The following is a 23422-nucleotide window of genomic DNA, read 5'->3' on the forward strand; positions in this document are numbered from 1 at the left end:
GGCCGCACCGGGAACTGTCGGAAACCCGACACTGCGGGTCGTTGCGTGGTTTCGCATGACGCCGCGTGTGGCCTAGTCTCCTTCTGTACCAACGTCCGGAGGCGTCATGAAGATCACAGATGTCAAAACCTTTGTTGTCGGCAATCCGCCGCCATCGTTTGGTGGAACGTGGTTTCTCTTCGTCAAGCTAACGACGGACTCCGGCGTGACCGGCTATGGCGAGGCCTATAATTCCACCGTCAGCCCGCAGGTAATGCGCAAGGTGATCGAGGACGTAGCCGAGCGCTGGCTTATCGGCGAGGACCCGCACCATATCGAACGTTTCTTTCGCCGCGCCTATTCCGGCGGCTTCACCCAGCGGCCCGACGTAACTGTCATGGGAGCAGTTTCGGCACTTGAAATGGCTTGCTGGGATATTATCGGCAAGGAAGCCGGCAAGCCGGTCTATGAATTGCTCGGCGGCAAGGTTCATGAGCGGCTGCGCAGTTACACCTACATCTATCCCAAACCGGAACTGGGCGAGACGTCGGCCATCTACTGGGACGCCGAAGCCTCTGCCCAGCGGGCGGCAGAGTACGTCGCGCAAGGCTACACGGCGGTGAAGTTCGATCCGGTGGCGCCGTATACCGCGTTCGATCCACGTCAGCTGTCGCTCGAACAACTCGATCTCGGCGAGAAATTCGCGCGGCTCGTTCGTGAAGCCGTCGGCTCCAGGGCTGACCTCTTGTTCGGGACCCACGGCCAGATGACGCCGAGCAGCGCTGTCCGCCTCGCAAAACGTCTTGAGCCCTACGATCCTCTATGGCTGGAAGAGCCGGTGCCGCCGGATATGCCGGAAAATATGGGCTATGTCCAACAGCATACGTCGATCCCGATTGCTTCGGGTGAGCGCCTGACAACGAAATACGAGTTTCAGCGTTTGCTGGTAAACGGTGCCGCGAACATCCTGCAGATGAATCTTGGACGGGTCGGGGGCATTCTGGAAGCAAAGAAAATCGCCGGAATGGCAGAGACCTTCCACGCCCAGATCGCGCCCCATCTCTATTGCGGGCCCATCGTCGGCGCCGCCAATATCCAAATTTCGACCTGTAGCCCGAACTTTCTCATTCTCGAATGTATTCAGGCCTTCGGAGGCTTCCACGCCAAAATTTTGAAAAAGCCGATCCGATGGGAAAATGGATATGTCATTCCATCATCCGAACCTGGCCTCGGCATTGAACTGAATGAGGACGTTGCCGAAGCGAATGCCTACGAGGGTCATGACCTCCATCTCAACATGGGACGCGATGCATTGTTGGTCTGAGCGCATGTCCAAATAATTTGCGCAACCCGCTCGCACGAACATGATTCCGCTATATTTCTGAAGCGAATATCGCCAATTATCAGTTTAGACCCATTCCTTTGAAAGTGCCCATCCGTGCCGATCCATATTGAACTCGTTGGCAGCCTCGCTGCCGCTATTACAACGCTGTGCTGGATACCCCAGATCGTTAAAATAGTCCGGCATCGCGAGACCGCGAGTATCTCGCTCGTAACGAACGTTTCGCTGGCGCTGGGTGTTCTTCTCTGGCTGTTTTACGGGATGATGATCAGTTCCTGGCCGGTCATGGCAGCGAATGGAGTAACGCTGCTCTTAATTCTGACCATCCTTGGCCTGAAGCTGCGTTATGGATGACGATAGACCACCGTCTGCCATTGTAGATTGAACCGGAACTTGAAAAATACAATTTCGAATGCGTTTCGCTTCCCCAGCGATGCCGCCATGTTGAGCCGGTTCGCGATTCAACGGGTGGTCTTCTGGCTTTATGCATGCGATATTTCAAATCAAGTTAACGGAAGAAGACGCGGGACCTGAAGGACACGTCAAACGCTATCGTTTCCGCAATAAGTATCTCAATATCGTTCGGGACGCGCTCGACGACTGGATCATATATTACCAACCCGCACCTCGTGCAGGTACCCGCGTCATAGGATCGACCGGATATTTCGCGACGGCACGCGTCACGTCCATACATCCCCTGCAAGACGATCCCGGATATTGCGAAGCAAGCCTCGAACAGTATCTGGAACTTGAAGAGGCGGTGCCATTCAGCGTTCCTGACTTCCTGCTCGACAAGAAGATTTACTTCGAACGGAACATGGTGCAGTCGGACGGCAGGATGAATTCCCATACGATACAGCAACAGGTTCGCGCCCTTACGAACGAAGAGTTCAGCAAAATCGAGAGGGCAGGTTTCAATAGAAACTGGATCGAGGAAGGGGAGCAACCTGTGGTGTCGCCTAACTATGGCTTTGCCGAAGATCCGCCGGAATCGCTGGAGCGCGACCGCATCCTGACATCAAGAGCCTTCCGTGATCGCGTTTTCAGGCAACGGGTAGGCAAAGCCTACAATATGAAATGCGCGATGACGGGCATATCCATGCAGGCTCCCGATGGAAACTTCGAAATGGAATGCGCTCACATCAAACCCATAGAGGCCGGCGGTCCCGACTCCCTCAACAATGGAATGCCACTGTTTCGATCGATACATTGGATGTTCGACAATGGCCTGATCTCCATCGGCCCGGACTATCGGATCCTGAAATCGTCGCAATATGACGAACCCAAGATCGACGCACTTTTCAACGAATCGGGAAGGATAAATCTGCCGAGGAATAACAGTTATTTCCCCCACCCAGAGTTCCTGCGCTACCATCGTGAGCACATATTCCTCGGGTAACGGCGATTTCTCCTGACAGCCTCATGTCAGGAGCAGATCTTTGGCCAAACGACTTTTCGGGGACCGGGCCTTTCCATTTCCGCGGACTCCCACCATATTCAGCCCATGGCTAAATCTCCTGACAAATATAACGCAGATGGTTTCGGCGAGGCGCCGCAGTCTGAACTGGAAGGCACTCCGCTATCCGGCTCGATAAGCGATTGGGCGAACCAGATCACCCAAGAAACGATGAAAGCGCCCGTAAAACCTGCGAAGGCCAAGAAGGCTTCGGGCAAAGAATCGAGCGCCTCCCGGACTTCGCGAGGCACGTCGATCGGAGGCTCGACTGACCCGAAGACGCGCGCTGCGGCTGGACTCAATCCGGTAGCAGGTCTCGATATCAATCTTGAAGATGCCGGAAGCATCATGCCGGGCGGCGCAACCGCTACCGTTGCTGCGCTTTCAGCGCTGATTGAAAGCGGCAATCCGCTCTTCAAGAACGGAACCGCGTGGCAACCGCACCGACCGGCGCGTCCGGAGAAATCCGAAGGTGGTATTTCCATTCGGATGGAAACAGAGTTTGTGCCGTCGGGCGATCAGCCAACCGCCATCAAGGATCTGGTGTCGGGTATAAACGATCACGACAAGACCCAAGTTCTGCTTGGTGTGACCGGGTCCGGCAAGACCTTCACCATGGCGAAAGTCATCGAGGAGACGCAGCGTCCCGCCTTGATCCTGGCCCCCAACAAGACACTTGCTGCGCAGCTCTATGGCGAGTTCAAATCGTTCTTTCCGAACAATGCGGTGGAGTATTTCGTTTCCTATTACGACTATTACCAGCCTGAGGCTTACGTACCGCGCTCCGACACTTACATCGAGAAGGAATCCTCGATCAACGAGCAGATAGACCGGATGCGGCACTCGGCCACCCGGTCACTGCTTGAACGTGATGACGTGATCATCGTCGCTTCGGTATCGTGCATCTACGGTATCGGTTCGGTCGAAACCTATACCGCAATGACCTTCGAGATGAAGATTGGTGATCGACTAGATCAGCGCGCATTGCTCGCCGATCTGGTGGCACAACAATACAAGCGCCGCGACATGGACTTCACCCGCGGCTCATTCCGGGTTCGCGGCGATACCATAGAGCTATTCCCCGCCCACTTGGAAGATCGCGCCTGGCGTATTTCCATGTTCGGCGATGAGATTGAAGCCATCACCGAGTTCGATCCGCTCACCGGGCAAAAGACAGGCGATCTGCGCTCGGTGAAGATTTATGCAAACTCGCACTATGTGACCCCTCGCCCCACACTCAATCAGGCAATCAAGTCGATCAAGGAAGAATTGAAGCATCGACTTGTCGAGTTGAACGCGGCCGGCCGGCTGCTGGAAGCACAACGGCTTGAACAACGCTGCACCTTTGATATTGAAATGCTCGAGGCGACAGGCTCCTGCGCTGGCATTGAAAACTATTCACGCTACTTGACGGGGCGCAAGCCCGGTGAGCCGCCACCCACGCTGTTCGAATATATTCCAGACAACGCGCTGGTGTTCATTGACGAAAGCCATGTCACTGTTCCGCAGATCGGAGCGATGTATAAAGGCGACTTTCGGCGCAAGGCGACGCTCGCGGAATATGGTTTCCGCCTGCCCTCCTGCATGGACAATCGTCCGTTGCGTTTCGAGGAATGGGATGCAATGCGCCCACAAACGATTGCGGTGTCGGCGACGCCGAGCAAATGGGAGATGGAAGAATCCGGCGGCGTCTTCGCCGAGCAGGTCATTCGTCCCACCGGCCTGATAGATCCGCCAGTCGAGGTGCGCCCGGCCAAGTCCCAGGTTGATGATGTCCTTGGGGAAATTCGCGAGACCTCCGCGAAGGGTTATCGCACGCTCGTAACGGTCCTCACCAAGCGAATGGCTGAAGATCTGACCGAATATCTTCATGAACAGGGTATTCGTGTCCGCTACATGCATTCCGATATCGACACGTTGGAGCGTATCGAGATTCTGCGCGACCTGCGCCTCGGCGCGTTCGATGTACTCGTGGGTATCAACCTGCTGCGCGAAGGCCTCGATATTCCGGAATGCGGTTTCGTCGCGATTCTCGACGCGGACAAGGAAGGCTTCCTGCGTTCGGAAACATCCCTGATACAGACGATAGGGCGTGCCGCACGCAATATCGACGGCAAGGTCATTCTCTATGCGGATCAGATCACCGGCTCCATGGAGCGGGCGATGGCGGAAACGAACCGCCGCCGCGAGAAGCAGGAGGCCTATAATACCGAACACGGTATCACGCCTGCCAGCATCAAGAAGAATATCGGAGATATTCTCAATAGCGTGTACGAGCGTGATCACGTCCGCGCGGACATTTCGGAGTTTGCCGAAGAAGGCGCGATGATGGGCAATAACCTGAGGGCCCATCTTGAACACCTGATGAAGCAGATGCGTGATGCTGCGGACGATCTCGATTTCGAGGTTGCGGCCCGGCTGCGCGACGAGATCAAGCGCCTGCGCGAAATGGAACTGGCAATCTCGGACGATCCAATGGCACGGGAGGTCGAGTTGGAAAGCCCGGTCACAGGTCGCACAAAGGGCAGGCACAATGCCGGGCGAGCTATGCACCGGGTCGCAGCCGACGAGAACGACAAAGACCCGGCGCTGTTCCGCAAGCCGCATCTGGACGAGATGGGTGGCGATAGCACGCGCCCGCTCGGCCCGGGCGTTTTTCGCAAGAATACGCTTGATGAGATGACGGTCGGGCGTACGGAAAAGCCGGTTATCGGCCACGTTCCTGAAAAACCGGCCTTCACGGGCACCAACCGCAACGATCAGAAGATCGTTCGCCGCGAGCGTACGGGTGCCGGCTCTTACGAGGACGCTGGAGATCGCAAGAAGCGCCGTCCGGGCAAGACCGGACGTCCGGGGCGTTGAAGTCCGTCGGTAGGTTTCCCAGAGTCGAAACAAGCTTGGCGAGGAATCGTCGGGAAAATTCGGCGTGATTGGCGGCTTGGTTGGTGAACCGGGCCAGACAGCTTGTGGCAGGCGGTTGACCGAAATCAGCTGTGAGTTTCCCGGGAATGCAGCGCATATCCACCACGCGACAAAGCAAACAATGCTAAGGAACTTCCCGCGTCACCTGAGCGCAGAATCATTTTGAACGTCTGGAGCGATGATGAAGGTCGACATCGACATGGGAGCGGCGCCGGCCGGCGCAAAAGCCATGCTCGATCTGGAAGAACTGCTGGCAACACGCCTTCTCGTTCAGGGTAATTCCGGCTCGGGTAAATCGCATCTGCTGCGCCGCTTGCTCGAACAAAGTGCACAATGGGTACAACAATGCGTCATAGATCCGGAAGGTGATTTCGTTACGTTAGCTGACAGATACGGCCACGTGGTCGTCGATGGCGCACGAACCGAGAGCGAACTCACCCGTATCGCCGCGCGCATACGCCAGCATCGCGTTTCCGTCGTGCTCGATCTGGAAGGGCTGGATGTCGAGCAGCAGATGCGATGCGCTGCAGCCTTTCTCGGAGGTCTTTTCGATGCCGAGCGCGACTTCTGGTATCCGATACTCGTCGTTGTGGATGAAGCACAGCTCTTCGCACCTGCCGTTGCCGGCGAAGTATCCGATGAAGCTCGCAAGCTTTCGCTTGGCGCCATGACCAACCTGATGTGCCGTGGCCGCAAGCGCGGCCTCGCTGGAGTTATCGCGACGCAACGCCTCGCCAAGCTTGCCAAGAATGTTGCGGCTGAAGCATCGAATTTCCTGATGGGCCGAACGTTTCTCGATATAGATATGGCGCGCGCTGCGGACCTTCTCGGAATGGAGCGGCGACAGGCCGAGCAGTTCCGTGATCTTGCTCGCGGCCATTTCGTTGCGCTTGGCCCGGCGCTGTCGCGCAGGCCCTTGGCGGTAACCATCGGCCCGGTCGAGACGTCTGCCCGCTCGGCAAGCCCGAAGCTCACTCCACTGCCGCAGCCAGGCGAAGACGCCCGCGACTTGATATTCACGCCAGCGCCGGAGGAGCGCCGCGCAGCCGTGCGTCGAACTCCCCCACCGCCCGCTCCTACGCCAACGGCAGATATTTTGAATCAATTGAACCAGGCGAAAGCGGCCGTCGCTGAGACAGTATCTTCCCCACCATCACTATTCCCCGAAATCGACGAGGCAGAGCGTAATGGCATGATCGATGCAGTCATGCATGACATGCTAAACGACCCGGATGCATCCTTCCGCACGGATGCGGTTCTCTATCAGGACTTTCTCGTTCGTTGCCGCATTCGCAGGATACAGGGTGATCCGCTTTCTTTGCCAGCGTTTCGTCGCAATCTTGCGGTCGCACGTGCTGGAATTGACGGAGAAACCGCACAAGGTGCGCCGTGGCAGAGGGCACTCGAACTTTCCACGAGCCTGCCGGACGACGTGCAGGGCGTCTTCTTTATCGTCGCACAGGCTGCAGTCAAAGGTGCCGCTTGCCCATCGGACGCGACACTGGCTCGCGCCTATGGTACCCATTCGGCGCGACGGGCGAGACGGCTTCTTACTTACTTCGAGGAACAGGGGCTCATTGTGGTACGCACCGATTTTACCGGTAATCGTGTGGTCGCATTTCCCGATCTTGGCTGTGAAACGGCCGCAGGCGATCCGAACGGCCCGGATGGGGACTTGCAGGAGCCCCAAGCGGCCGAATAATCAACCTATTTCTTCCAGCAACGGCACCAATTCGCCCAGATGTTCAATCTGGCGAAAGCGCTGTGCAGTCAGCGGCGCTTCGACGTGTTCGAGCACCCAGGTCAGTTCATGCGGAACAAACACACCCCAACTACCCGCTTCGATTGCAGGCACCACATCGGACTTCAGCGAGTTGCCGATCATCATGCTTCGAGCTGGACCATCTCCATGGCGCTGAAAGATGCGCTCGTAGGTCGTGGTATCCTTGTTGCTTACGATCTCCACCGCATCGAAGAACTCACCCAGACCCGATTGCGCCAGCTTCCGCTCCTGGTCGAACAAGTCTCCCTTGGTAATCAGGACGAGCCTGTAGTCTTCGTTCAGGCGCTCCAGGGTTTGCTGCACATGGGGCAAGGTCTCGACCGGGTGGCGTAGCATCTCGCGACCGGCAGCCAGAATTTCTGCAAGAACCGAAGACGGCACTTGGCCATTGGTTATTTCAACCGCCGTTTCGATCAGGGAAAGCGTGAAACCCTTTATACCGAAGCCGTAGAGATCAAGATTTCGCTTTTCCACTTCCAGCAACCTGCTCGATAAGTCAGTCGTATCGGCATGCGGAGCAAGCAGTTCGGCGAAATGCCTTTCCGACATCCGGAAAAACTGCTCGTTCTGCCAGAGCGTGTCATCGGCATCAAATCCTATAGTGGTGATGTTTGCAGACATATGGTTACTTCTCAAAATCGCGGTTCAGAAGGGGGAGGACATGGTAATGCATCCGAAAGTCATACCATGATATGGAAACGATGGGATCATCGCAGCTACTTTCGCTGACTACATGGGAACGGCAGAAGAGTGTATTGGCTCAGACAACTCGGCATCGTTGCTCTTGTACTGGCGACAGCAAAACAGGCCCTGCCGGCTGATAACCCATCCGTTTCCGTACCGGCAACACCGCCCATACCAACAGTAAGCCAAATTTGCGTGGCCATCGCAACCAATGCCGATGGACACGGCGTACCACGCGATTTCTTTGCCAGGCTCATATGGAAAGAGAGCCGTTTCGACGCCCAGGCAATCAGCCCGGTCGGCGCGCAGGGCATCGCACAATTCATGCCCGGAACCGCGAAAGAACGAAACCTCGATGATCCTTTCGATTTCGCAAAAGCTCTCCCTGCGTCGGCCGCATTGCTCAAGGAACTGCGTGGGACGTTCGGCAATTGGGGGCTTGCCGCAGCGGCCTACAATGCGGGTCCTGGCCGCGTCTCCAAATGGCTGGCGAGCGGCGGCTTCCTTCCCTTGGAAACGGAGGAATATGTACTCGATATAACCGGTAAGTCCGCTGATGATTTTGCAGCCGGAACCGAAATCTCAAATCAGCCACTGAACGCCAAGCTCGACTTCGACACCGCGTGCAGGAAATTACCGATAGTCCGCTTCGCAACCGTTGCAATGGCTCAGATAAAACCTAAACCATGGGGCATACAGATCGCCGGAAATTTTCGCCGTTCGGCAGCTGTCGGCCAACTTCAACGTCTGCGCAGGGCGTTTCCGGCTATTCTTGACAAGCATGAAGCGGTTATCAGCCGAAATAGAACCGCAATGGGCAGGCGTGGGATATATGCCGTCAGGATTGGCGCGGATACCCGCGGCGAAGCCAATCAAATCTGTTCGCAGCTTCACAGCGCAGGTGGCGCGTGCATCGTGCTACGCAACAGATAGGTTTGTGATCAACGCGACAGCCTGATTTCAACGACTTGCCCGCCGCGCAAAGTGCACGCAATTCTACGTCCAAGTGTGTAGGCTGCAAAGCAATCTATATAGACACAAGCGCTGAAAAAAAACTTTTGCTTGCCAAAAAACACTTATTCTAGCAGTCTCAAAGCGTTCGGGCATTTGCGAACACTGGAAGACTGGAAGAACGGCGCGCCGGAACCGCAATAATACCGGGCCCGGAGTAATCCTGGCGATGATCGGCTCCTTTCCTGAATTCGAGAACTGCCTGCATGATCTCCGTTGGAAGTATCTACTGAAAACGGCACTACCAATCCCGCAAACCCGGAGGGGAACGCGGTAAGTAAGGAAAAGGAACTGAGCATGGCACAGACCGGTACGGTCAAATTCTTCAACAGTGAAAAAGGCTTTGGCTTTATCAAGCCGGATGATGGCGCAGCGGACATTTTCGTTCATATTTCGGCAGTTCAGGCATCCGGACTAACAGGTCTCGCAGACAATCAGAAGGTCTCCTTCGATACCGAGCCTGATCGCCGTGGCAAGGGCCCGAAGGCCGTCAATATCGCGGTGACTGAATAATCCAGCGGCAAAAGCCGCCAGAATCCCCGGCACAAAGTCGGGGATCATGTCTCACCCACCTGCCGTGGCGAGGTCTGCTCCGCCGCCTTGGTCGAGGATGTTTGCGGATAACGGCTGCTGGATTTAATCGCGCCGTTTTCTTGCCTCCGATTTGCTGAAATTCTGTGAGAATCTCACCTATGGAATGGTTGCGGAACGATTTCCGTTCAGCCTGCATTCATTCTGAATTGAATAGAACAGATCCAACGCTGGAGTCCGTGAAAACCAGCCAACGATCAGGCGAACTGAAAGACGTCCGCCAAGGAATGCTTCAAAGGAGGCACAAATGAACAGAGGTTTGAAGATCGCAGTGCTTGCAACTGCGGCTGTTGCTACAGCGATGGTTTCTCTCACGCCGGCTTCGGCGGACCGCTACTACCGCCATCGTCACTATGACGGCGGCGATGCTCTCGCTGCTGGCGCCATTGGCTTGGCAGCAGGCGCGTTGATTGGTGGCGCTCTGGCTCAGCCGGCAGAGCCGATTTACCGGGACTATGACGATGGTTATTATCGGCGTCCGGTTCGCGTCTATCGCGAAGTCGCTCCCCGCTACTATGATGGAGCCCAGCCCTGGTCCCCCGGCTGGTATCGCTATTGCGCAAATCGATATCGCTCCTTCAACCCCGAGACAGGAACATTCCGCGGGTATGACGGGCGTGATTATTTCTGCAACGCCAATTGACTATCAATTGCGTTTGGGCCGCCGGTAAACCGGCGGCTTCCTTCATGCCTAATTCAGAAAGGGGTTGGTGCGCCGCTCCTCTCCAAAACGACCACCTGGGCCATGTCCGCAGATGAACCCTATGTCATCGCCGAGCGGCAGCAGCTTGGTTTTGATCGAGTTGATCAATGCAGCATGATCGCCGCCTTCAAGATCGGTCCGCCCGATAGAGCCATTGAACAGCACGTCACCAACATGGGCAAATTTCGCGGCCCGATTGAAGTAGACCACGTGGCCCGGGGCGTGGCCGGGACAGTGCAACACCTCGAAAACGTGCGATCCGAATGATACGGAATCGCCGTCATTGAGCCAGCGATCCGGCGTACAGTTGCGGACGCCGTCCCTCACGCCGTACTTCAGTGCCTTCGACTCGAGGCTCTCCAGTAAAAAACGATCGGCCTCGTTTGGGCCGATGATGTCAACGCCAAGCGCGTCCTTCATGTCCATCGCACCGGCAGCGTGATCAATGTGGCCGTGAGTAATCCAGATCGCTTCTATAGTGATCCCGTTGGACGATATGGCGCTCAAGACCTTGTCGTGATCGCCGCCCGGATCAACCAGCACCCCATGCTTGTCATCGCTGTCAAAAAGGATCGTGCAGTTCTGCTGAAAAGCCGTGACGGGAATGATACCAGCCTGCAATTGTCCCATCGTTCCAATCCTGTGCTCTGAAATTGTCGTCAACGCATTTAGTATACGCTATGCTCAAATGAAAAGGGCGGCCAGTAAGCCGCCCTCAAAATAATGACTTCGGTGCTTTCGGATCAGGCCTTTGCCATCGAATTCTTGATGAAGCCTACAATCGCAGTAAGAATGATGCCGCCGACACCGCCACCTGCCACCTGACCGATGATGGAACCAATGTCCAGTCCAGACGAAGCGGCAGCATTTGCTACCATCTCGGCACCGCCTGCGCCGAGGAATTGCGTCAAATAACCGCCAATAAGGCCGCCGATTCCGCCAGCAACGGTATTTCCGGTTGTTCCGAGACTCAGGTTTTTCAGAAGACCGCCGACAATATTTCCGCCGACACCACCCGATATTAGCTGGATAATAATAGGAAGAAGCGCTTCCATGATTGTACCCCGTCAACGTTTCAAGCCAGACTCATGCCTGACCAGCGTCATGATGACTAAGTTTTAATCAATGTCAAACAACTTGATACCTGCTGGCAGGCGTATCAAGCTCACATCTTCGCTCTAATTCAAGATTATTCGGCTGCAGCTTTCTTCGGCATTACTTCCGATGCGTAATCATTCATCAGATTGATTGCGATCTCGCCAACAGTAAAGCGGTACCGACTGATTTCCGAAACTGGCGTGACTTCGGCAGCCGTTCCTGTAAGGAAACACTGCTCGAAATCAACAAGTTCTTCTGGCATTATCACCCGCTCGACGACTTCATAGCCGCGGCGTTTGGCCAGCTCAATTACCGTCCGGCGTGTGATGCCGTCGAGGAAACAATCGGGCACGGGCGTGTGAATAATGCCGTCCTTGACGAAGAATACGTTGGCGCCAGTTGCTTCGGCGACTTGCCCGCGCCAGTCCAGCATCAGCGCGTCGGCATAGCCCTTGGCTTCCGCCGCATGTTTGGAGATCGTGCAGATCATGTAAAGACCGGCCGCTTTGGACTTTGAAGGTGCGGTCCTTGGATCAGGGCGGCGGTATTCGGCCATGTCCAGCCTGATACCCCTCAGTTTTTGAGCAGGGTCAAAATAGCTCGGCCACTGCCAGATCGCGATGGCGACGTTGATCTTGTTGGCCTGGGCTGACACGCCCATCGACTCGCTCCCGCGCCATGCAATCGGACGGACATAAGCGTCCTGAAAACCTTGCTTGGCCAAAAGCTTGCGGCATGCATCGTTCAATTCTTCAACGTCATAGGGTATCTTGAAGCCGAGAATACGGGCGGATTCGTGTAGACGCTCGGTATGCTCGTTGAGCTTGAATATCTCGCCGCCATAAGCACGCTCGCCCTCGAAAACGGAACTGGCGTAGTGAAGGCCATGAGTAAGCACGTGGATCCTTGCGTCCGTCCAGCGAACGAATTCGCCATTCATCCAGATGTAACCTTCAAGCTGATCAAACGGAACGGATGCCATGTTTTCCTCCAGGCGTTGGATTCCTGATAATTTTGCGGGACGGTGTCTCCGCCAACTGGTCCCGATTGCCAATTGGTGTACCATTGCCACGCTACCAACAAGCGGACGAGAAATATCTCAGAACGCCCAGTGGCTTTTCAATTAGTTCAAAGCGTGGCCAATAGCTTGCCAAAAATTATCAGCAGTCTAAAATTAAGTCAATAAACCTGACATATTTCAGACAAGAGCGGGAACCCTGTATGAAATCTTATACACCAGAGCGCCATATTGAGACAGCCCTGACGAGAACCGATGCAAGCCAACTCGACATTATCGAGCTGTTTTTCTTCGCCTATCGCGACTTCACTGCCGATCCGGATATGATCCTGGAGAAACTTGAATTCGGACGGGCGCACCATCGCGTACTGTACTTCATCAATCGCAAGCCGGGAATGACGGTCGCGGAACTGCTCGAGGTTCTGCAAATTACCAAACAGAGCCTTGCGCGCGTGCTCAAGCAACTGATCGATACTGAGCATGTCGTGCAGGTACCAGGGCCACGCGATCGGAGACAGCGGGAACTTTATCCGACGCCCAAGGGACGCGCACTGGCGCTGGAGCTCGCAGCACCGCAATCACGCCGCATTACAAGTGCATTGGAGCAGATCGACGTTTCCAATCGAGCTGTGATCGAGCATTTCCTCAGGGCAATGGTAAATCCGGGCCAGTGGCAACAGATCGACAGCCTGCCAAAGGCAGGCTAGAATTCATTTTGAGGAGAAGGAGGACGCAAATGTCCGCGCAAAGGGGAAACACATTGGTAAGCGATGAACTGCCGCTTTCAGACGACGCACCGCACCTGCTCATTGTTGATGACGACACCCGAATTCGAAATCTACTGTCGCAATACCTGACAGGCAGCGGCTTTCGCATTACGGTGGCTGCCAACGCAGATGAAGCGCGGCGCAAGCTCACCGGGATCGACTATGACCTCCTGATCCTCGACGTGATGATGCCTGGCGAGAGCGGAGTTGCGCTTACCCAGGCATTGCGTCAGGAAAAGAATGTTCCGATACTGATGCTGACGGCTCTTTCAGAAACTGACAGCCGGATAGCGGGTCTCGAAGCGGGTGCCGACGATTATTTGCCCAAGCCGTTTGATCCGCGTGAGTTGATCCTGCGCATAAACAATATTCTGCGCCGCGGTGCTCCGGCAACGCAGGCAAAGATCGAGCAGATAGTTTTTGGACCCTACACGTTTGTGATAGCAAAACGCGAACTAAAGCGTTCCGGCGAATTGATCCGCCTGACAGATCGCGAGCAAGATATCATGGCGATATTCGCCGCCCGCGCCGGCGAAACAGTTCCACGGCACGAATTGACCGGTCAGGAAGGCGATGTCGGCGAGCGGACGATCGACGTCCAGATCAACCGCCTGCGCCGCAAGATCGAGAATGATCCAGCCAATCCGGTCTGGTTGCAGACGGTGCGTGGCGTCGGTTATAAACTCAGCGTGGAGTAGCGATCCGTCTTCCATTTTCAATGCGCATGCGGATACTGGATATATGGCACCGGCAGACACCGCAAAGCGCGCATTGGCAATCAGGAAGCGACACTGGCGACGTCGGCGCAGCACATTGCTTGCTCCCTGGCGAAAGTTCACCCGCTGGCTCGCCCATTGGATGCCCAAGCGGCTGTACGCGCGTTCGTTGATCATCATCATTGCGCCTATGGTTTTACTTCAGTCGCTGATCGCTTTTGTTTTCATGGAACGGCACTGGCAGACGGTAACGCAACGCCTGTCAACGGCTGTCGTGCGCGACATTGCCGGCGTCATAGACCTGATGGAAACCTATCCGCAGGACCCGGCCTATGAAAACCTGATCCGGATTGCACGCGAGAGATTATCGCTGAACATATCGATCTTGCCCCCCGATCCTTTGCCGGCGCCTGGACCAAAGCCATTTTTCTCGATTCTCGACAGTATCCTCGGTGAGGAAATCACGAGGCAGATCAACCGGCCGTTCTGGATCGACACGATCGGTGATTCCGATCTCGTGGAAATCCGAATACAACTCGACAACAAGGTCCTGCGGGTCTTCGCCCGCCGCAGCCAGGCCTATGCGTCGAACACGCTGATATTTCTCGTCTGGATGGCTGGTTCGGCACTTGTCCTGCTCGCCATCGCCATCCTGTTTCTGCGCAACCAGATCAAACCGATCCAACAGCTTGCCACCGCCGCCGATAGCTTCGGCAAGGGGCGCTCCGGACCACCCGATTTCAAGCCGCGCGGCGCCGAGGAAGTACGCAGGGCTGGCGCAGCTTTTATTGTCATGCGCGAACGTATCGAACGGCAGATCGAGCAGCGCACAACGATGCTAAGCGGTGTCAGCCACGACTTACGTACCATTCTGACGCGCTTCAAACTCCAATTGGCGCTCGTCGGCAGCAAGGTGGATACGGAGGCCATGGAGCAGGACATCGACGATATGCAATCGATGCTAGAAGGCTATTTGGCGTTCGCCCGCAGCGAGGCCGAGGAGGAGACGGGCACCTTCAATCTGGAGCGGCTTTTCGCGAAGTTGAAGGAGGAGGGCATTTTGCTCAAGCGCGGCTTTACCTCGAAAATTCGCGGCAAACCCGAAATTCACGTCCGCCCAAACGCGTTCTCAAGACTGATCTCCAATCTGGTGTCTAACTCATTCCGCTATGCCAGGAATGTTTCAGTGGCCGCCGATCACCGGGAAGGATGGCTTACCATAATCATCGATGACGACGGCCCGGGAATACGGAAGGAAATGCGCGAGGAGGTGTTCAAGCCATTCTTTCGGCTGGACGAAGCACGCAATCAGGATTCAAGTGGTACGGGGCTAGGCCTCGCGATAGCACTTGACATCGCCCGCAGTCACGGCGGAGACATCATTCTTGATGACAGTCCCACTGGTGGCTTGAGGGCGATTGTCAGAATTCCGGCCTAAGCAGCATGTTCACCGACAAGCGGCGGGTTCTTCACGACAACTGTTTCAGCACAGGTCTGCACGCCACGTAGATAGAGAGCGCACGTCGTGCGGAGCATGGAGGCAAAATTTGGAATGTCTCCCTGCGCCTGCAGTGCCTCGTCGTACAGAGTGGAAATGAACCTGGGGGTGGTCATATTCTGGCTCTCGGCAATCTCGTCGAGTAGTTTCCAGAACGTCGCCTCGAGTTGAATGCTCGTCGAATGTCCGCCTATGCGTACAGAACGATTGATCTGCCGATAGCCTTGCGGATCCTGTTCTGCAAATACCTTACACATTCCAAAAGCCTCCCTTCAGCTTTCCCCGATTATGGTCGCTACCAGCGCGCAAAAGTGGTATTTTGCGCATCTGTGCATCATGAGCGAAAATATTCCGCCCGTATTGCGGTGTGGTAGCCGATTGCCACCACTTCTGTTCTCCCACGCTCATAATCGCCGACAAGCCCTGACACTGCAACACTAGTTTTCAGGTGGCATATCGTTCGTTAGGAGGAGCTGTTGGCAAAAGCCATTCATTCCATGATCCGCGTTCTCGACGAGGAGAAGTCCAGGTCGTTTTATAAGGAAGCGTTCGGTTTGGACGTAGCGGAAAGGCTCGATTTCGACAGTTTCACCCTCGTTTATCTATGCAATAGCGAGACAAGCTTCGAACTTGAACTGACGATCAACAAAGGGCGCACCGAAGCCTATGACATTGGCGACGGCTACGGCCATCTTGCTTTCAGTGTCGACGATCTGGACGCGCAACATGAACGCATGAAGTCAAAGCAGCTCAAGATCCGCGATATTGTGGAATTCAAGCGCGACGGCACGTTGCTCGCGCGCTTCTTCTTCGTTGAGGACCCCGACGGCTACAAAATCGAGGTTCTACAACGGCAGGGCCGGTATTTGTGATATCGGCCAGCGGCGTTGGAGGAACGCCATTCAGCCAGCAAGGACGTTCGGCGGCAATGCTCGCCGGACGCCGATAGCAAGCAAGGGAGGAACTTCTATGGTTACCATCTTCAACCGCAAGGCGGCGACACGAGATGCGCCGCAGCCCAACGACAAACACCGGCTATCGCGACGCGACCTCTTGAAGGGCGGCACAGTTGGCCTCGGCGCCATCCTCGTCATAAGCGGCAGTTCGATCATTCATCCGGAATTCGCTTGGGGTCTGGACACATCCAATCTCAAGCCGGAAACAATGGTGACGCTGATTCAGTTGGCGAGGGATATCTATCCCCACGATCATATCCCTGACCGCTTCTACGCCATCGCAGTCAAGCCCTACGACGCGAAAGCGGGTGAGGACGCCGAGACCAAGAAGCTGATCGAAGACGGCATTGCCGATCTCGACAAGCGCGCCGGCAAGGGTGGCTACATCGGTCTAGGATGGGAGGATGACCGGCTGGCGATTCTCCGGAAAGTCGAAGACACGCCTTTCTTCCAAACCGTTCGAGGCGGGCTCGTCACCGGTCTTTATAACCAGGAGGAGATCTGGCCGCTATTTGGTTACGAGGGAGAGTCCTATTCCAAGGGCGGCTATATCGCCCGCGGCTTCAGCGATATCGAATGGCTATAGGCCGTAAGCGACGAATATATTTCTGGCTAGTGGGAGGAAACCATGGCTGCACCTTATGATCTCAAGGACGATAGTGTTGTCGTCATCATCGGTTCTGGCGCGGGCGGCGGAACGCTCGGCAACGAACTCGCTCAAAAAGGCATTGACGTCGTTATACTCGAGGCCGGTGCCCGCCACGAGTACGAAGAGTTTACCAACAATGAATGGGACAGTTTCGGCCAGCTTGCCTGGGTCGATAAGCGAACCACATCAGGTGATTGGCGAGTAGCCAGGGACTTCCCCAATCTCCCCGCATGGATAGTCAAGTCCGTCGGCGGATCCACGACCCACTGGGCAGGGGCCTCTCTCCGGTTTCAAGACCATGAGTTTCAGGCACTTACTCACTATGGCAAAGTTAAAGGCGCAAGTCTGCTCGATTGGCCCATTACCCTGGCGGACCTTGAACCCTACTACGCCAAGGCCGAGGACAAGATGGGCGTTACCCGTACCAACGGCATCGCCGGGTTGCCGGGTAACAACAATTTCAAGGTTCTCAAGGCCGGCGCTGACAAGCTTGGCTACAAGGATTGCCACACGGGCAATATGGCGATCAATACCGCTGAGCGCGATGGTCGCATGTCGTGCCAACAAACCGGCTTCTGCTTCCAGGGCTGCAAGTGGGGCGCAAAGTGGTCAACCCTTTATACGGAAATTCCCAAAGGGGAACAAACCGGAAAGCTTGAAGTACGCCCCAACTCCATGGCTCAGAAGATCGAGCACGACAAGAGCGGCAAGGTAACCGGCGTTGTATATGTGGACAAGGATGGCAAGCAACAGTTGCAAAAGGCACGCGTTGTCGCTGTTGCTGGAAATTCCATCGAAAGCCCACGCCTACTGCTCAACTCTGCAACAAGCATGTTTCCTGATGGCCTTGCCAATTCATCGGGTCAGGTGGGCCGCAACTACATGCGCCACACCACCGGGTCGGTATACGGCATCTTCGAAAAGCCGGTTCACATGTATCGTGGAACGACAATGGCTGGCATCATCCGCGACGAAGCCCGTCACGATCCATCCCGCGGCTTTGTCGGTGGCTATGAGATGGAAACATTGTCGCTCGGCCTGCCGTTCATGGCAGCATTCCTCGACCCCGGCGGGTGGGGCCGGTCCTTTACATCGGCACTCGATCAATACGTTAACATGGCTGGCCTGTGGATCGTGGGCGAAGACATGCCGCAGGAAGACAACCGGATCACCCTCAATAAGAACGAGAAGGACAAGTATGGCCTTCCCATAGCAAACGTGAACTTCAATGATCATCCGAATGATATCGCCATGCGCGATCACGCTTATGAGCAGGGAAAGGCACTCTATGAAGCCGTCGGGGCAACGCGTGTCTTCCCGACACCACCCTACCCTTCAACACATAATCTTGGCACGAACCGCATGAGCGAGAAGGCCAAGGATGGAGTCGTCAACAAGTTCGGCCAGAGCCACGACGTCGCCAACCTGTTCGTATCCGATGGTAGTCAGTTCACGACCGGAGGAGCTGAGAATCCCACGCTTACAATCGTCAGTCTCGCGATCAGGCAGGCCGACTACATAGCCAAGGAGATGTCAGCCAAGACGATATGAGATTTAGATCCTCCCGGAGGCACGACCGCGGAACCATATCGCAGCATTTCATGGCGGCGATATGGTTCTGTTTCCTAGAAGAGCTTGCCACCATCCGGAACCGGTTTGCTGACTGAAGCAAGTACAACGGCACCTTCTTCATCTGGAAAGCCAAGCGTCAGCACTTCCGACATGAAGGGGCCGATCTGGCGCGGTGGAAAATTGACCACCGCCATCACTTGCCGACCCACCAATTCTTCGAGTTTGTGGTGCCGGGTAATCTGAGCTGACGATTTTTTAATGCCGATCTCAGGACCGAAATCGATCTTCAGCTTGAAAGCCGGCTTGCGCGCCTCAGGAAACGTCTCGGCTTCTACGATCGTGCCGACGCGGATGTCCACTTTCTCGAAATCATTGAACGTGATTGTCGGCACAATACTGGTCCTGGCTTGTGTTGCCTCAGGCGGAACCTACTGTCTCGAACAGGATGCTGTCGAGTGATTCCCGCGCCGTTGAACCCGACCAGACAACGAACTGGAAGGCCTGGAAATATGTCTCGCAGGCGTCCAGCGCGCTCGATAGTAAGACCTCAACCTGTTTGCTCGTCGGTTCGGCACCTCCGGATAACAGTAGTGACTGTCGGTACATGACCGCGCCCTCCTGTCGCCAGAGATCAAAATGCCCCATGAGAAGTTGCTCGTTAATCAAAGACAGCAGACGCATCACTTCATTGACGCGCGGCTCGCTGACAGCGATGTCGAAAGCACAAGCCAGATGCAGCGCTTCGAAATCTTCCATCCACGAGAAGGATATCTGGTAATCTGTCCAACTACCCTCAACGGTAATGGCGATCTCATCTTCCCCGGTGCGCTCGAAAGCCCACTCATTTGCGTTGGCTACATGCTCGATCACATCGACCGGGTGTAAATCGCGCGCAATCTCTATTTCCAGAAGGCTCATTGCCAATACCTGCTAACCGAATCTCGTATGAAGCTGCGGGAACACAGCGAACCCACCCAAAAGATACCAAACGCTTGAAAACTCACCGGCTGATAGAACGCATCCGCCGGTTCGCGGTTAAGAGCTTGTTAACCGCTGCATGATCGCCGAAACGAATCATGCTGTGTTTTCAGTGTATTGATGCTGAGTCCCAGCGCCAGCCCCCTTTTGGTCGAATGACAGGAATGGATGTGGACAGAAGTTGCGAGTTTGATTCACGAGCAGGCTTTAACTGACTCTAAGAAAACGATTTTCGGCGATTTTCACCTGTTGATAAATACTTAAGATTTAATTTGGGGATAGCGCAAAACAGAACAGAATGTCCTCGGTAACCAGGCGCAATTCATTGCGCGAGCCAACCAACGCATGATAGTGCAGGCACTACAGCTGCGCGATGCACGAAATACCGGCCGCAAATCGCCAGTTTAAACCCGTTGTTTTACGATGGATCTTTCTTGGCACGGCTGCCTGCAGCCGATGATTTGGCAGTCTTGGCGGGTTGGGACTTGTTTCCGACCAAAGCCTCCAAAGCTTCTATCCTTGCCAGAAGCGCCGTGTTTTCCGCTCTCGCCCGAATTGCCATTTCGCGAACAGCTTCGAAGTCTTCGCGCTGGACGACGTCCATTGTATTCAACAGACGTTCTGCCTGGCCCCGGAAGGCTGTCTCGACTTCACGTCGTACGCCCTGAGCGGCACCCGCTGCATCCGTTACGAGCTTTGCCAGTTCATCAAGAACGCGGTTGGATCCATTGTTCATGGCCGGACACCTCTCTCATTTTCCAATCAGATAATCGTCACGCCAGACGATTGCAAGCAAGTTGGCGCTTGAAGGTGACGCGCAAATGTTACCGCTGGACCAACTTGACGCTGTTCCTGCCCTCGCGCATGGTCCCGCAAAATTGAATCGCGATAATGGAGTGCCTCGTGAGCGAAATTCTGCTGCCAACATTTGCCGCGATCGCATTCCCCAATATAGATCCAGTTATCTTTACATTGGGTCCGCTGTCCGTCCACTGGTATGGCCTTGGCTATGTCGCCGGTATCCTCTTCGCCTGGTGGTATGCGAAGAAGCTTGTCAGCAACCCGAGGCTCTGGGCCAACAACACACCGCCGATGAAGCCTACTGACCTTGACGATTTCGTCATGTGGGCTGCGCTCGGCGTCGTGCTGGGCGGTCGCATCGGCTACATCCTGTTTTACGACTTTGCCCGCTATATCGCCCATCCTCTGGATGTTTTCAAAGTCTGGGAGGGCGGCATGTCGTTTCACGGGGGCATGCTGGGCACCATCCTGGCCATGGTACTTTTCGCCAGATCTCGCCGCATCAATGTCTATAGTATGCTTGATATAGTAGCTGCGGGTGTTCCTGTCGGCCTCGGACTGGTACGCATGACCAATTTCATAAACAGCGAGTTGTGGGGCCGCCCGACAGATGTGCCCTGGGGGATCGTCTTTCCGACCGGCGGTCCTTTCGTACGTCATCCGAGCCAACTCTATGAGGCTGCGTTGGAAGGCCTGGTGCTGTTCGCCATCTTGGCTATTTTGATTTTCTATGGCCGCAAGTTAAAATGCCCGCGCTTCATCGGTGGCACATTCGTCATGCTCTATGGCCTGTCGAGAATTTTTGTCGAGTTTTTCCGCGAACCGGATGCGCAACTCGGCTATCTCTATGGTGGCTGGTTGACGATGGGAATGGTACTTTCAGTGCCCATGGTGCTGGTCGGACTTACATTCATTCTGTCTGCGCGCAATCCGGAGGTTGCGACAGGACGATGAAGCTCAAGGAGCGCATTATCCGGCAAATCGCAGCGACTGGTCCGATCAGCGTTGCCGACTACATGGCAATGTGTCTGTTCGACCGTGACGAGGGCTACTACACCAACCGAGAACCGTTCGGCAAAGACGGCGATTTTGTCACAGCGCCCGAAGTCAGTCAGATATTCGGTGAACTCATCGGTGTCTGGTGCGTGAATACCTGGCAAGCTCTCGGTTCGCCAGCTGAGTTTGTACTGTGCGAAATCGGTCCTGGACGCGGTACGCTCATGAAGGACCTGTTGCGGGCCGCCAACAAGATTGCGCCGAATTTTACCCAGGCTGCCAGGATTTACTTGGTAGAGATCAGCGGCCGGCTCGAGCAAATACAAAAAGCGATACTGGCAAAGCACGGAACCTCGATAATCTGGAAGAAGCACTTCAACGATGTTGGCTCCGGTCCTCTCATCTTGATCGCCAATGAGCTTTTCGATGCCATACCCTCTCGCCAATTCGTCAAGACGAACGGCAGCTTTGCCGAACGCGTGATCGCACTTGACGAACAGATGAATCTTACCTTCGCTGTAGGCAGCGGCTCTATCGACGAGGGCCTTCCACCCGGCAACGACATTGCGCCCGAAGGCAGCATCTTCGAAGTAGCTCCAGCTCGCGACGCACTCATGCATGAAATCGCTGCGCGCATTCATCGGGATCGAGGAGCGGCGCTTGTCTTCGACTATGGACATCTCCATCAGGGTTTCGGAGATACTCTACAGGCCCTGAGCCGCCACAATGCGGTCGATGTGCTTCACATTCCGGGTGCCGCAGATCTTACAACCCACGTGGATTTCCATAGTCTGGCGCTGGCAGCCAGGGCCGAAGGCTGCAAGACCGGCGCGATGACACAAGGCGAGTTCCTCCTTGCCATGGGTTTGCTTGATCGTGCAGGCGCGCTGGGCCGGAGAAAATCCGTCGAGGTGCAGGATAAAATTCGACTTGACGTGGAACGCCTGGCCGCCCCGGAACAGATGGGAACCTTGTTTAAAACGCTATGCGTGGCCGATACAGCGACACATGTTTTCCCCTTCGCCTCAAACTAGGAACCGCAGATTCTTGCAATTGACTTCGTTCGGTTGCTCAACCACCATCCGCTCCCTTGAAAGGCGTCCCACATGACTACACCAGACAAACCAGCTCCACTGCGTTCAGCCTTGCTGGGATCGCCTGAGAACAATCGTATCGCCCATGGATTTTTTACGCGCGAGGGCGGTGTATCGGACGGCATCTATCGTGGCCTGAATGTCGGCAGCGGCTCAAACGATGATCCGGGACGCGTTCGGGAAAACCGCAGGCGTGTGGCGGAAACACTCGGAGCGCCATTATCGCACCTTGTTACGGTCCATCAGGTTCATTCTGCGGACGTCATGACCGTGACGGGGCCGCTTGAAGGCGAGAGGCCAAAAGCGGACGCTATGGTGACCGCTACCCCGGGCGTCGTCATCGGAGCGCTGTCTGCAGATTGCGGTCCCGTTCTTTTTGCCGATGCAGAGGCGAAAATAATCGGAGCAGCACATGCGGGCTGGCGTGGTGCAATTGGCGGGATTCTCGAGAACACAATCGACGCGATGATTGCCCTTGGCGCTCGTCGCGACCGCATACAGGCTGTTTTGGGTCCAACGATCGGGCCAGACAATTACGAGGTTGGCAGCGAGTTCTATGAACAATTCGCTGATGCGAATCTTTCCTACCGGACTTTCTTTCGTGACTCCGCCAAAGAGGATCACAAAATGTTCGACCTGTGGTCATTTATAACCACTCGTCTCGAACGATCGGGAGTAAGAGCATCGAGCCTCCAAACATGCACCTATGCGGATGAGGAGCTGTTTTTCTCCTACCGCCGCAGCACTCACCGCAAGGAAGCCGACTACGGCCGCCAGATATCAGCGATCATGATCACGGAGCAATGAA

Annotated in this window: 25 protein-coding genes; 17 read left to right on the forward strand and 8 right to left on the reverse strand. The window is 55.4% G+C overall.

Translation table 11 applies throughout. The annotated features are described in order from the left end of the window. Positions 1-106: 106 nt before the first annotated feature. From CU100_RS21080 to CU100_RS21100, 5 genes are all read left to right on the forward strand, one after another. Positions 107-1303, forward strand: coding sequence for a mandelate racemase/muconate lactonizing enzyme family protein (locus CU100_RS21080; protein ID WP_106718530.1), 1197 nt, complete (start codon positions 107-109; stop codon positions 1301-1303). A gap of 114 nt (positions 1304-1417) precedes the next feature. After that, positions 1418-1675 (forward strand): SemiSWEET family sugar transporter, encoded by a 258-nt coding sequence (locus tag CU100_RS21085; protein WP_106718531.1) that lies wholly within the window; start codon positions 1418-1420, stop codon positions 1673-1675. 130 nt (positions 1676-1805) lie between these two features. Further along, complete coding sequence (locus CU100_RS21090) at positions 1806-2720, forward strand: HNH endonuclease (protein ID WP_106718532.1); 915 nt, start codon at positions 1806-1808, stop codon at positions 2718-2720. 228 nt (positions 2721-2948) lie between these two features. Continuing rightward, the gene (gene uvrB / locus CU100_RS21095) at positions 2949-5639 is read left to right on the forward strand and encodes an excinuclease ABC subunit UvrB (protein WP_407070368.1); all 2691 of its coding nucleotides are present in this window, start codon (positions 2949-2951) and stop codon (positions 5637-5639) included. A gap of 241 nt (positions 5640-5880) precedes the next feature. After that, positions 5881-7401 carry an ATP-binding protein gene (locus CU100_RS21100; protein WP_106718698.1) on the forward strand — a complete coding sequence of 507 codons (1521 nt, stop codon included), beginning with the start codon at positions 5881-5883 and terminating at the stop codon, positions 7399-7401. Here the strand turns inward: CU100_RS21100 and CU100_RS21105 are convergent, their stop codons facing one another. Next, on the reverse strand, positions 7402-8103 hold the full coding sequence (locus CU100_RS21105) for an HAD family hydrolase (protein ID WP_106718534.1): 702 nt from the start codon (positions 8101-8103) through the stop codon (positions 7402-7404). 129 nt (positions 8104-8232) lie between these two features. On the opposite strand from CU100_RS21105, the gene CU100_RS21110 reads away from it, so the two are divergent. The 3 genes from CU100_RS21110 to CU100_RS21120 all read left to right on the forward strand — a co-directional run bounded on the left by CU100_RS21110 (position 8233) and on the right by CU100_RS21120 (position 10411). Next, complete coding sequence (locus tag CU100_RS21110; protein ID WP_106718535.1) at positions 8233-9099, forward strand: lytic transglycosylase domain-containing protein; 867 nt, start codon at positions 8233-8235, stop codon at positions 9097-9099. 375 nt (positions 9100-9474) lie between these two features. Continuing rightward, a complete protein-coding gene (locus tag CU100_RS21115; RefSeq protein WP_106718536.1) occupies positions 9475-9690 on the forward strand; it encodes a cold-shock protein in 216 nt (71 codons plus the stop codon). A gap of 325 nt (positions 9691-10015) precedes the next feature. Continuing rightward, positions 10016-10411, forward strand: a complete 396-nt coding sequence (locus CU100_RS21120) for a BA14K family protein (protein ID WP_106718537.1) — start codon at positions 10016-10018, stop codon at positions 10409-10411. 48 nt (positions 10412-10459) lie between these two features. Here CU100_RS21120 and CU100_RS21125 read toward each other — a convergent pair whose 3' ends face one another. From CU100_RS21125 to CU100_RS21135, 3 genes are all read right to left on the reverse strand, one after another. Next, the gene (locus tag CU100_RS21125; RefSeq protein ID WP_106718538.1) at positions 10460-11101 is read right to left on the reverse strand and encodes an MBL fold metallo-hydrolase; all 642 of its coding nucleotides are present in this window, start codon (positions 11099-11101) and stop codon (positions 10460-10462) included. 113 nt (positions 11102-11214) lie between these two features. Further along, positions 11215-11526 (reverse strand): hypothetical protein, encoded by a 312-nt coding sequence (locus CU100_RS21130; RefSeq protein ID WP_106718539.1) that lies wholly within the window; start codon positions 11524-11526, stop codon positions 11215-11217. A gap of 134 nt (positions 11527-11660) precedes the next feature. Next, positions 11661-12551: a branched-chain amino acid aminotransferase gene (locus CU100_RS21135; RefSeq protein WP_106718540.1), complete on the reverse strand. Its 891-nt coding sequence runs from the start codon at positions 12549-12551 to the stop codon at positions 11661-11663. Positions 12552-12790: 239 nt separating this feature from the next. Here CU100_RS21135 and CU100_RS21140 point away from each other — a divergent pair, with 239 nt between their 5' ends. The 3 genes from CU100_RS21140 (at position 12791) to CU100_RS21150 (ending at position 15508) form a co-directional block, all read left to right on the forward strand. Further along, entirely contained in the window at positions 12791-13294 is a 504-nt protein-coding gene (locus CU100_RS21140) for a MarR family winged helix-turn-helix transcriptional regulator (protein ID WP_106718541.1), read from the forward strand. Positions 13295-13323: 29 nt separating this feature from the next. Next, on the forward strand, positions 13324-14052 hold the full coding sequence (locus tag CU100_RS21145) for a response regulator (RefSeq protein WP_106718542.1): 729 nt from the start codon (positions 13324-13326) through the stop codon (positions 14050-14052). A 160-nt stretch (positions 14053-14212) separates the two neighbouring features. Continuing rightward, positions 14213-15508: an ATP-binding protein gene (locus CU100_RS21150; RefSeq protein WP_407070369.1), complete on the forward strand. Its 1296-nt coding sequence runs from the start codon at positions 14213-14215 to the stop codon at positions 15506-15508. Here the strand turns inward: CU100_RS21150 and CU100_RS21155 are convergent. After that, a complete protein-coding gene (locus CU100_RS21155; protein WP_106718543.1) occupies positions 15505-15825 on the reverse strand; it encodes a ribbon-helix-helix domain-containing protein in 321 nt (106 codons plus the stop codon). The two genes, CU100_RS21150 and CU100_RS21155, sit on opposite strands and share 4 nt — an antisense overlap. Before the next feature lie 219 nt (positions 15826-16044). Between CU100_RS21155 and CU100_RS21160 the strand changes: the two genes are divergently transcribed. The 3 genes from CU100_RS21160 to CU100_RS21170 all read left to right on the forward strand — a co-directional run bounded on the left by CU100_RS21160 (position 16045) and on the right by CU100_RS21170 (position 18724). Beyond that, positions 16045-16440 (forward strand): VOC family protein, encoded by a 396-nt coding sequence (locus CU100_RS21160; protein WP_106718544.1) that lies wholly within the window; start codon positions 16045-16047, stop codon positions 16438-16440. Between the two features lie 97 nt (positions 16441-16537). Then, entirely contained in the window at positions 16538-17110 is a 573-nt protein-coding gene (locus CU100_RS21165) for a gluconate 2-dehydrogenase subunit 3 family protein (protein WP_245419151.1), read from the forward strand. Between the two features lie 42 nt (positions 17111-17152). Next, positions 17153-18724 (forward strand): GMC family oxidoreductase, encoded by a 1572-nt coding sequence (locus tag CU100_RS21170; RefSeq protein WP_106718545.1) that lies wholly within the window; start codon positions 17153-17155, stop codon positions 18722-18724. Between the two features lie 74 nt (positions 18725-18798). On the opposite strand, the gene CU100_RS21175 is transcribed toward CU100_RS21170, so the two are convergent. The 3 genes from CU100_RS21175 to CU100_RS21185 all read right to left on the reverse strand — a co-directional run bounded on the left by CU100_RS21175 (position 18799) and on the right by CU100_RS21185 (position 20459). Continuing rightward, on the reverse strand, positions 18799-19137 hold the full coding sequence (locus CU100_RS21175) for a tRNA-binding protein (RefSeq protein ID WP_407070357.1): 339 nt from the start codon (positions 19135-19137) through the stop codon (positions 18799-18801). A 25-nt stretch (positions 19138-19162) separates the two neighbouring features. Further along, entirely contained in the window at positions 19163-19663 is a 501-nt protein-coding gene (locus CU100_RS21180; RefSeq protein ID WP_106718547.1) for a type III secretion system chaperone family protein, read from the reverse strand. Between the two features lie 478 nt (positions 19664-20141). Further along, positions 20142-20459 carry an accessory factor UbiK family protein gene (locus tag CU100_RS21185; RefSeq protein WP_106718548.1) on the reverse strand — a complete coding sequence of 106 codons (318 nt, stop codon included), beginning with the start codon at positions 20457-20459 and terminating at the stop codon, positions 20142-20144. A gap of 167 nt (positions 20460-20626) precedes the next feature. On the opposite strand from CU100_RS21185, the gene lgt reads away from it, so the two are divergent. The 3 genes from lgt (at position 20627) to pgeF (ending at position 23421) form a co-directional block, all read left to right on the forward strand. Beyond that, the gene (gene lgt / locus CU100_RS21190; RefSeq protein ID WP_106718701.1) at positions 20627-21478 is read left to right on the forward strand and encodes a prolipoprotein diacylglyceryl transferase; all 852 of its coding nucleotides are present in this window, start codon (positions 20627-20629) and stop codon (positions 21476-21478) included. Further along, a complete protein-coding gene (locus CU100_RS21195) occupies positions 21475-22554 on the forward strand; it encodes a class I SAM-dependent methyltransferase (protein ID WP_106718549.1) in 1080 nt (359 codons plus the stop codon). The genes lgt and CU100_RS21195 overlap by 4 nt, the downstream gene beginning before the upstream one ends. Before the next feature lie 72 nt (positions 22555-22626). Continuing rightward, positions 22627-23421, forward strand: a complete 795-nt coding sequence (gene pgeF / locus CU100_RS21200) for a peptidoglycan editing factor PgeF (RefSeq protein WP_106718550.1) — start codon at positions 22627-22629, stop codon at positions 23419-23421. Position 23422: the final 1 nt, after the last annotated feature.

Origin of the sequence: Phyllobacterium endophyticum (genome assembly GCF_003010935.1) — a bacterium.
Classification (GTDB): domain Bacteria; phylum Pseudomonadota; class Alphaproteobacteria; order Rhizobiales; family Rhizobiaceae; genus Phyllobacterium; species Phyllobacterium endophyticum.

Coding starts and splice junctions, on each gene's coding strand:
- CU100_RS21080 (WP_106718530.1), top strand. CDS start 107: ATGAAGATCACAGATGTCAAAACCTTTGTTGTCGGCAATCCGCCGCCA.
- CU100_RS21090 (WP_106718532.1), top strand. CDS start 1,806: ATGCATGCGATATTTCAAATCAAGTTAACGGAAGAAGACGCGGGACCT.
- uvrB (WP_407070368.1), top strand. CDS start 2,949: ATGAAAGCGCCCGTAAAACCTGCGAAGGCCAAGAAGGCTTCGGGCAAA.
- CU100_RS21100 (WP_106718698.1), top strand. CDS start 5,881: ATGAAGGTCGACATCGACATGGGAGCGGCGCCGGCCGGCGCAAAAGCC.
- CU100_RS21105 (WP_106718534.1), bottom strand. CDS start 8,103: ATGTCTGCAAACATCACCACTATAGGATTTGATGCCGATGACACGCTC.
- CU100_RS21115 (WP_106718536.1), top strand. CDS start 9,475: ATGGCACAGACCGGTACGGTCAAATTCTTCAACAGTGAAAAAGGCTTT.
- CU100_RS21120 (WP_106718537.1), top strand. CDS start 10,016: ATGAACAGAGGTTTGAAGATCGCAGTGCTTGCAACTGCGGCTGTTGCT.
- CU100_RS21125 (WP_106718538.1), bottom strand. CDS start 11,101: ATGGGACAATTGCAGGCTGGTATCATTCCCGTCACGGCTTTTCAGCAG.
- CU100_RS21130 (WP_106718539.1), bottom strand. CDS start 11,526: ATGGAAGCGCTTCTTCCTATTATTATCCAGCTAATATCGGGTGGTGTC.
- CU100_RS21135 (WP_106718540.1), bottom strand. CDS start 12,551: ATGGCATCCGTTCCGTTTGATCAGCTTGAAGGTTACATCTGGATGAAT.
- CU100_RS21140 (WP_106718541.1), top strand. CDS start 12,791: ATGAAATCTTATACACCAGAGCGCCATATTGAGACAGCCCTGACGAGA.
- CU100_RS21145 (WP_106718542.1), top strand. CDS start 13,324: ATGTCCGCGCAAAGGGGAAACACATTGGTAAGCGATGAACTGCCGCTT.
- CU100_RS21150 (WP_407070369.1), top strand. CDS start 14,213: ATGCCCAAGCGGCTGTACGCGCGTTCGTTGATCATCATCATTGCGCCT.
- CU100_RS21155 (WP_106718543.1), bottom strand. CDS start 15,825: ATGTGTAAGGTATTTGCAGAACAGGATCCGCAAGGCTATCGGCAGATC.
- CU100_RS21165 (WP_245419151.1), top strand. CDS start 16,538: ATGGTTACCATCTTCAACCGCAAGGCGGCGACACGAGATGCGCCGCAG.
- CU100_RS21170 (WP_106718545.1), top strand. CDS start 17,153: ATGGCTGCACCTTATGATCTCAAGGACGATAGTGTTGTCGTCATCATC.
- CU100_RS21180 (WP_106718547.1), bottom strand. CDS start 19,663: ATGAGCCTTCTGGAAATAGAGATTGCGCGCGATTTACACCCGGTCGAT.
- CU100_RS21185 (WP_106718548.1), bottom strand. CDS start 20,459: ATGAACAATGGATCCAACCGCGTTCTTGATGAACTGGCAAAGCTCGTA.
- CU100_RS21195 (WP_106718549.1), top strand. CDS start 21,475: ATGAAGCTCAAGGAGCGCATTATCCGGCAAATCGCAGCGACTGGTCCG.
- pgeF (WP_106718550.1), top strand. CDS start 22,627: ATGACTACACCAGACAAACCAGCTCCACTGCGTTCAGCCTTGCTGGGA.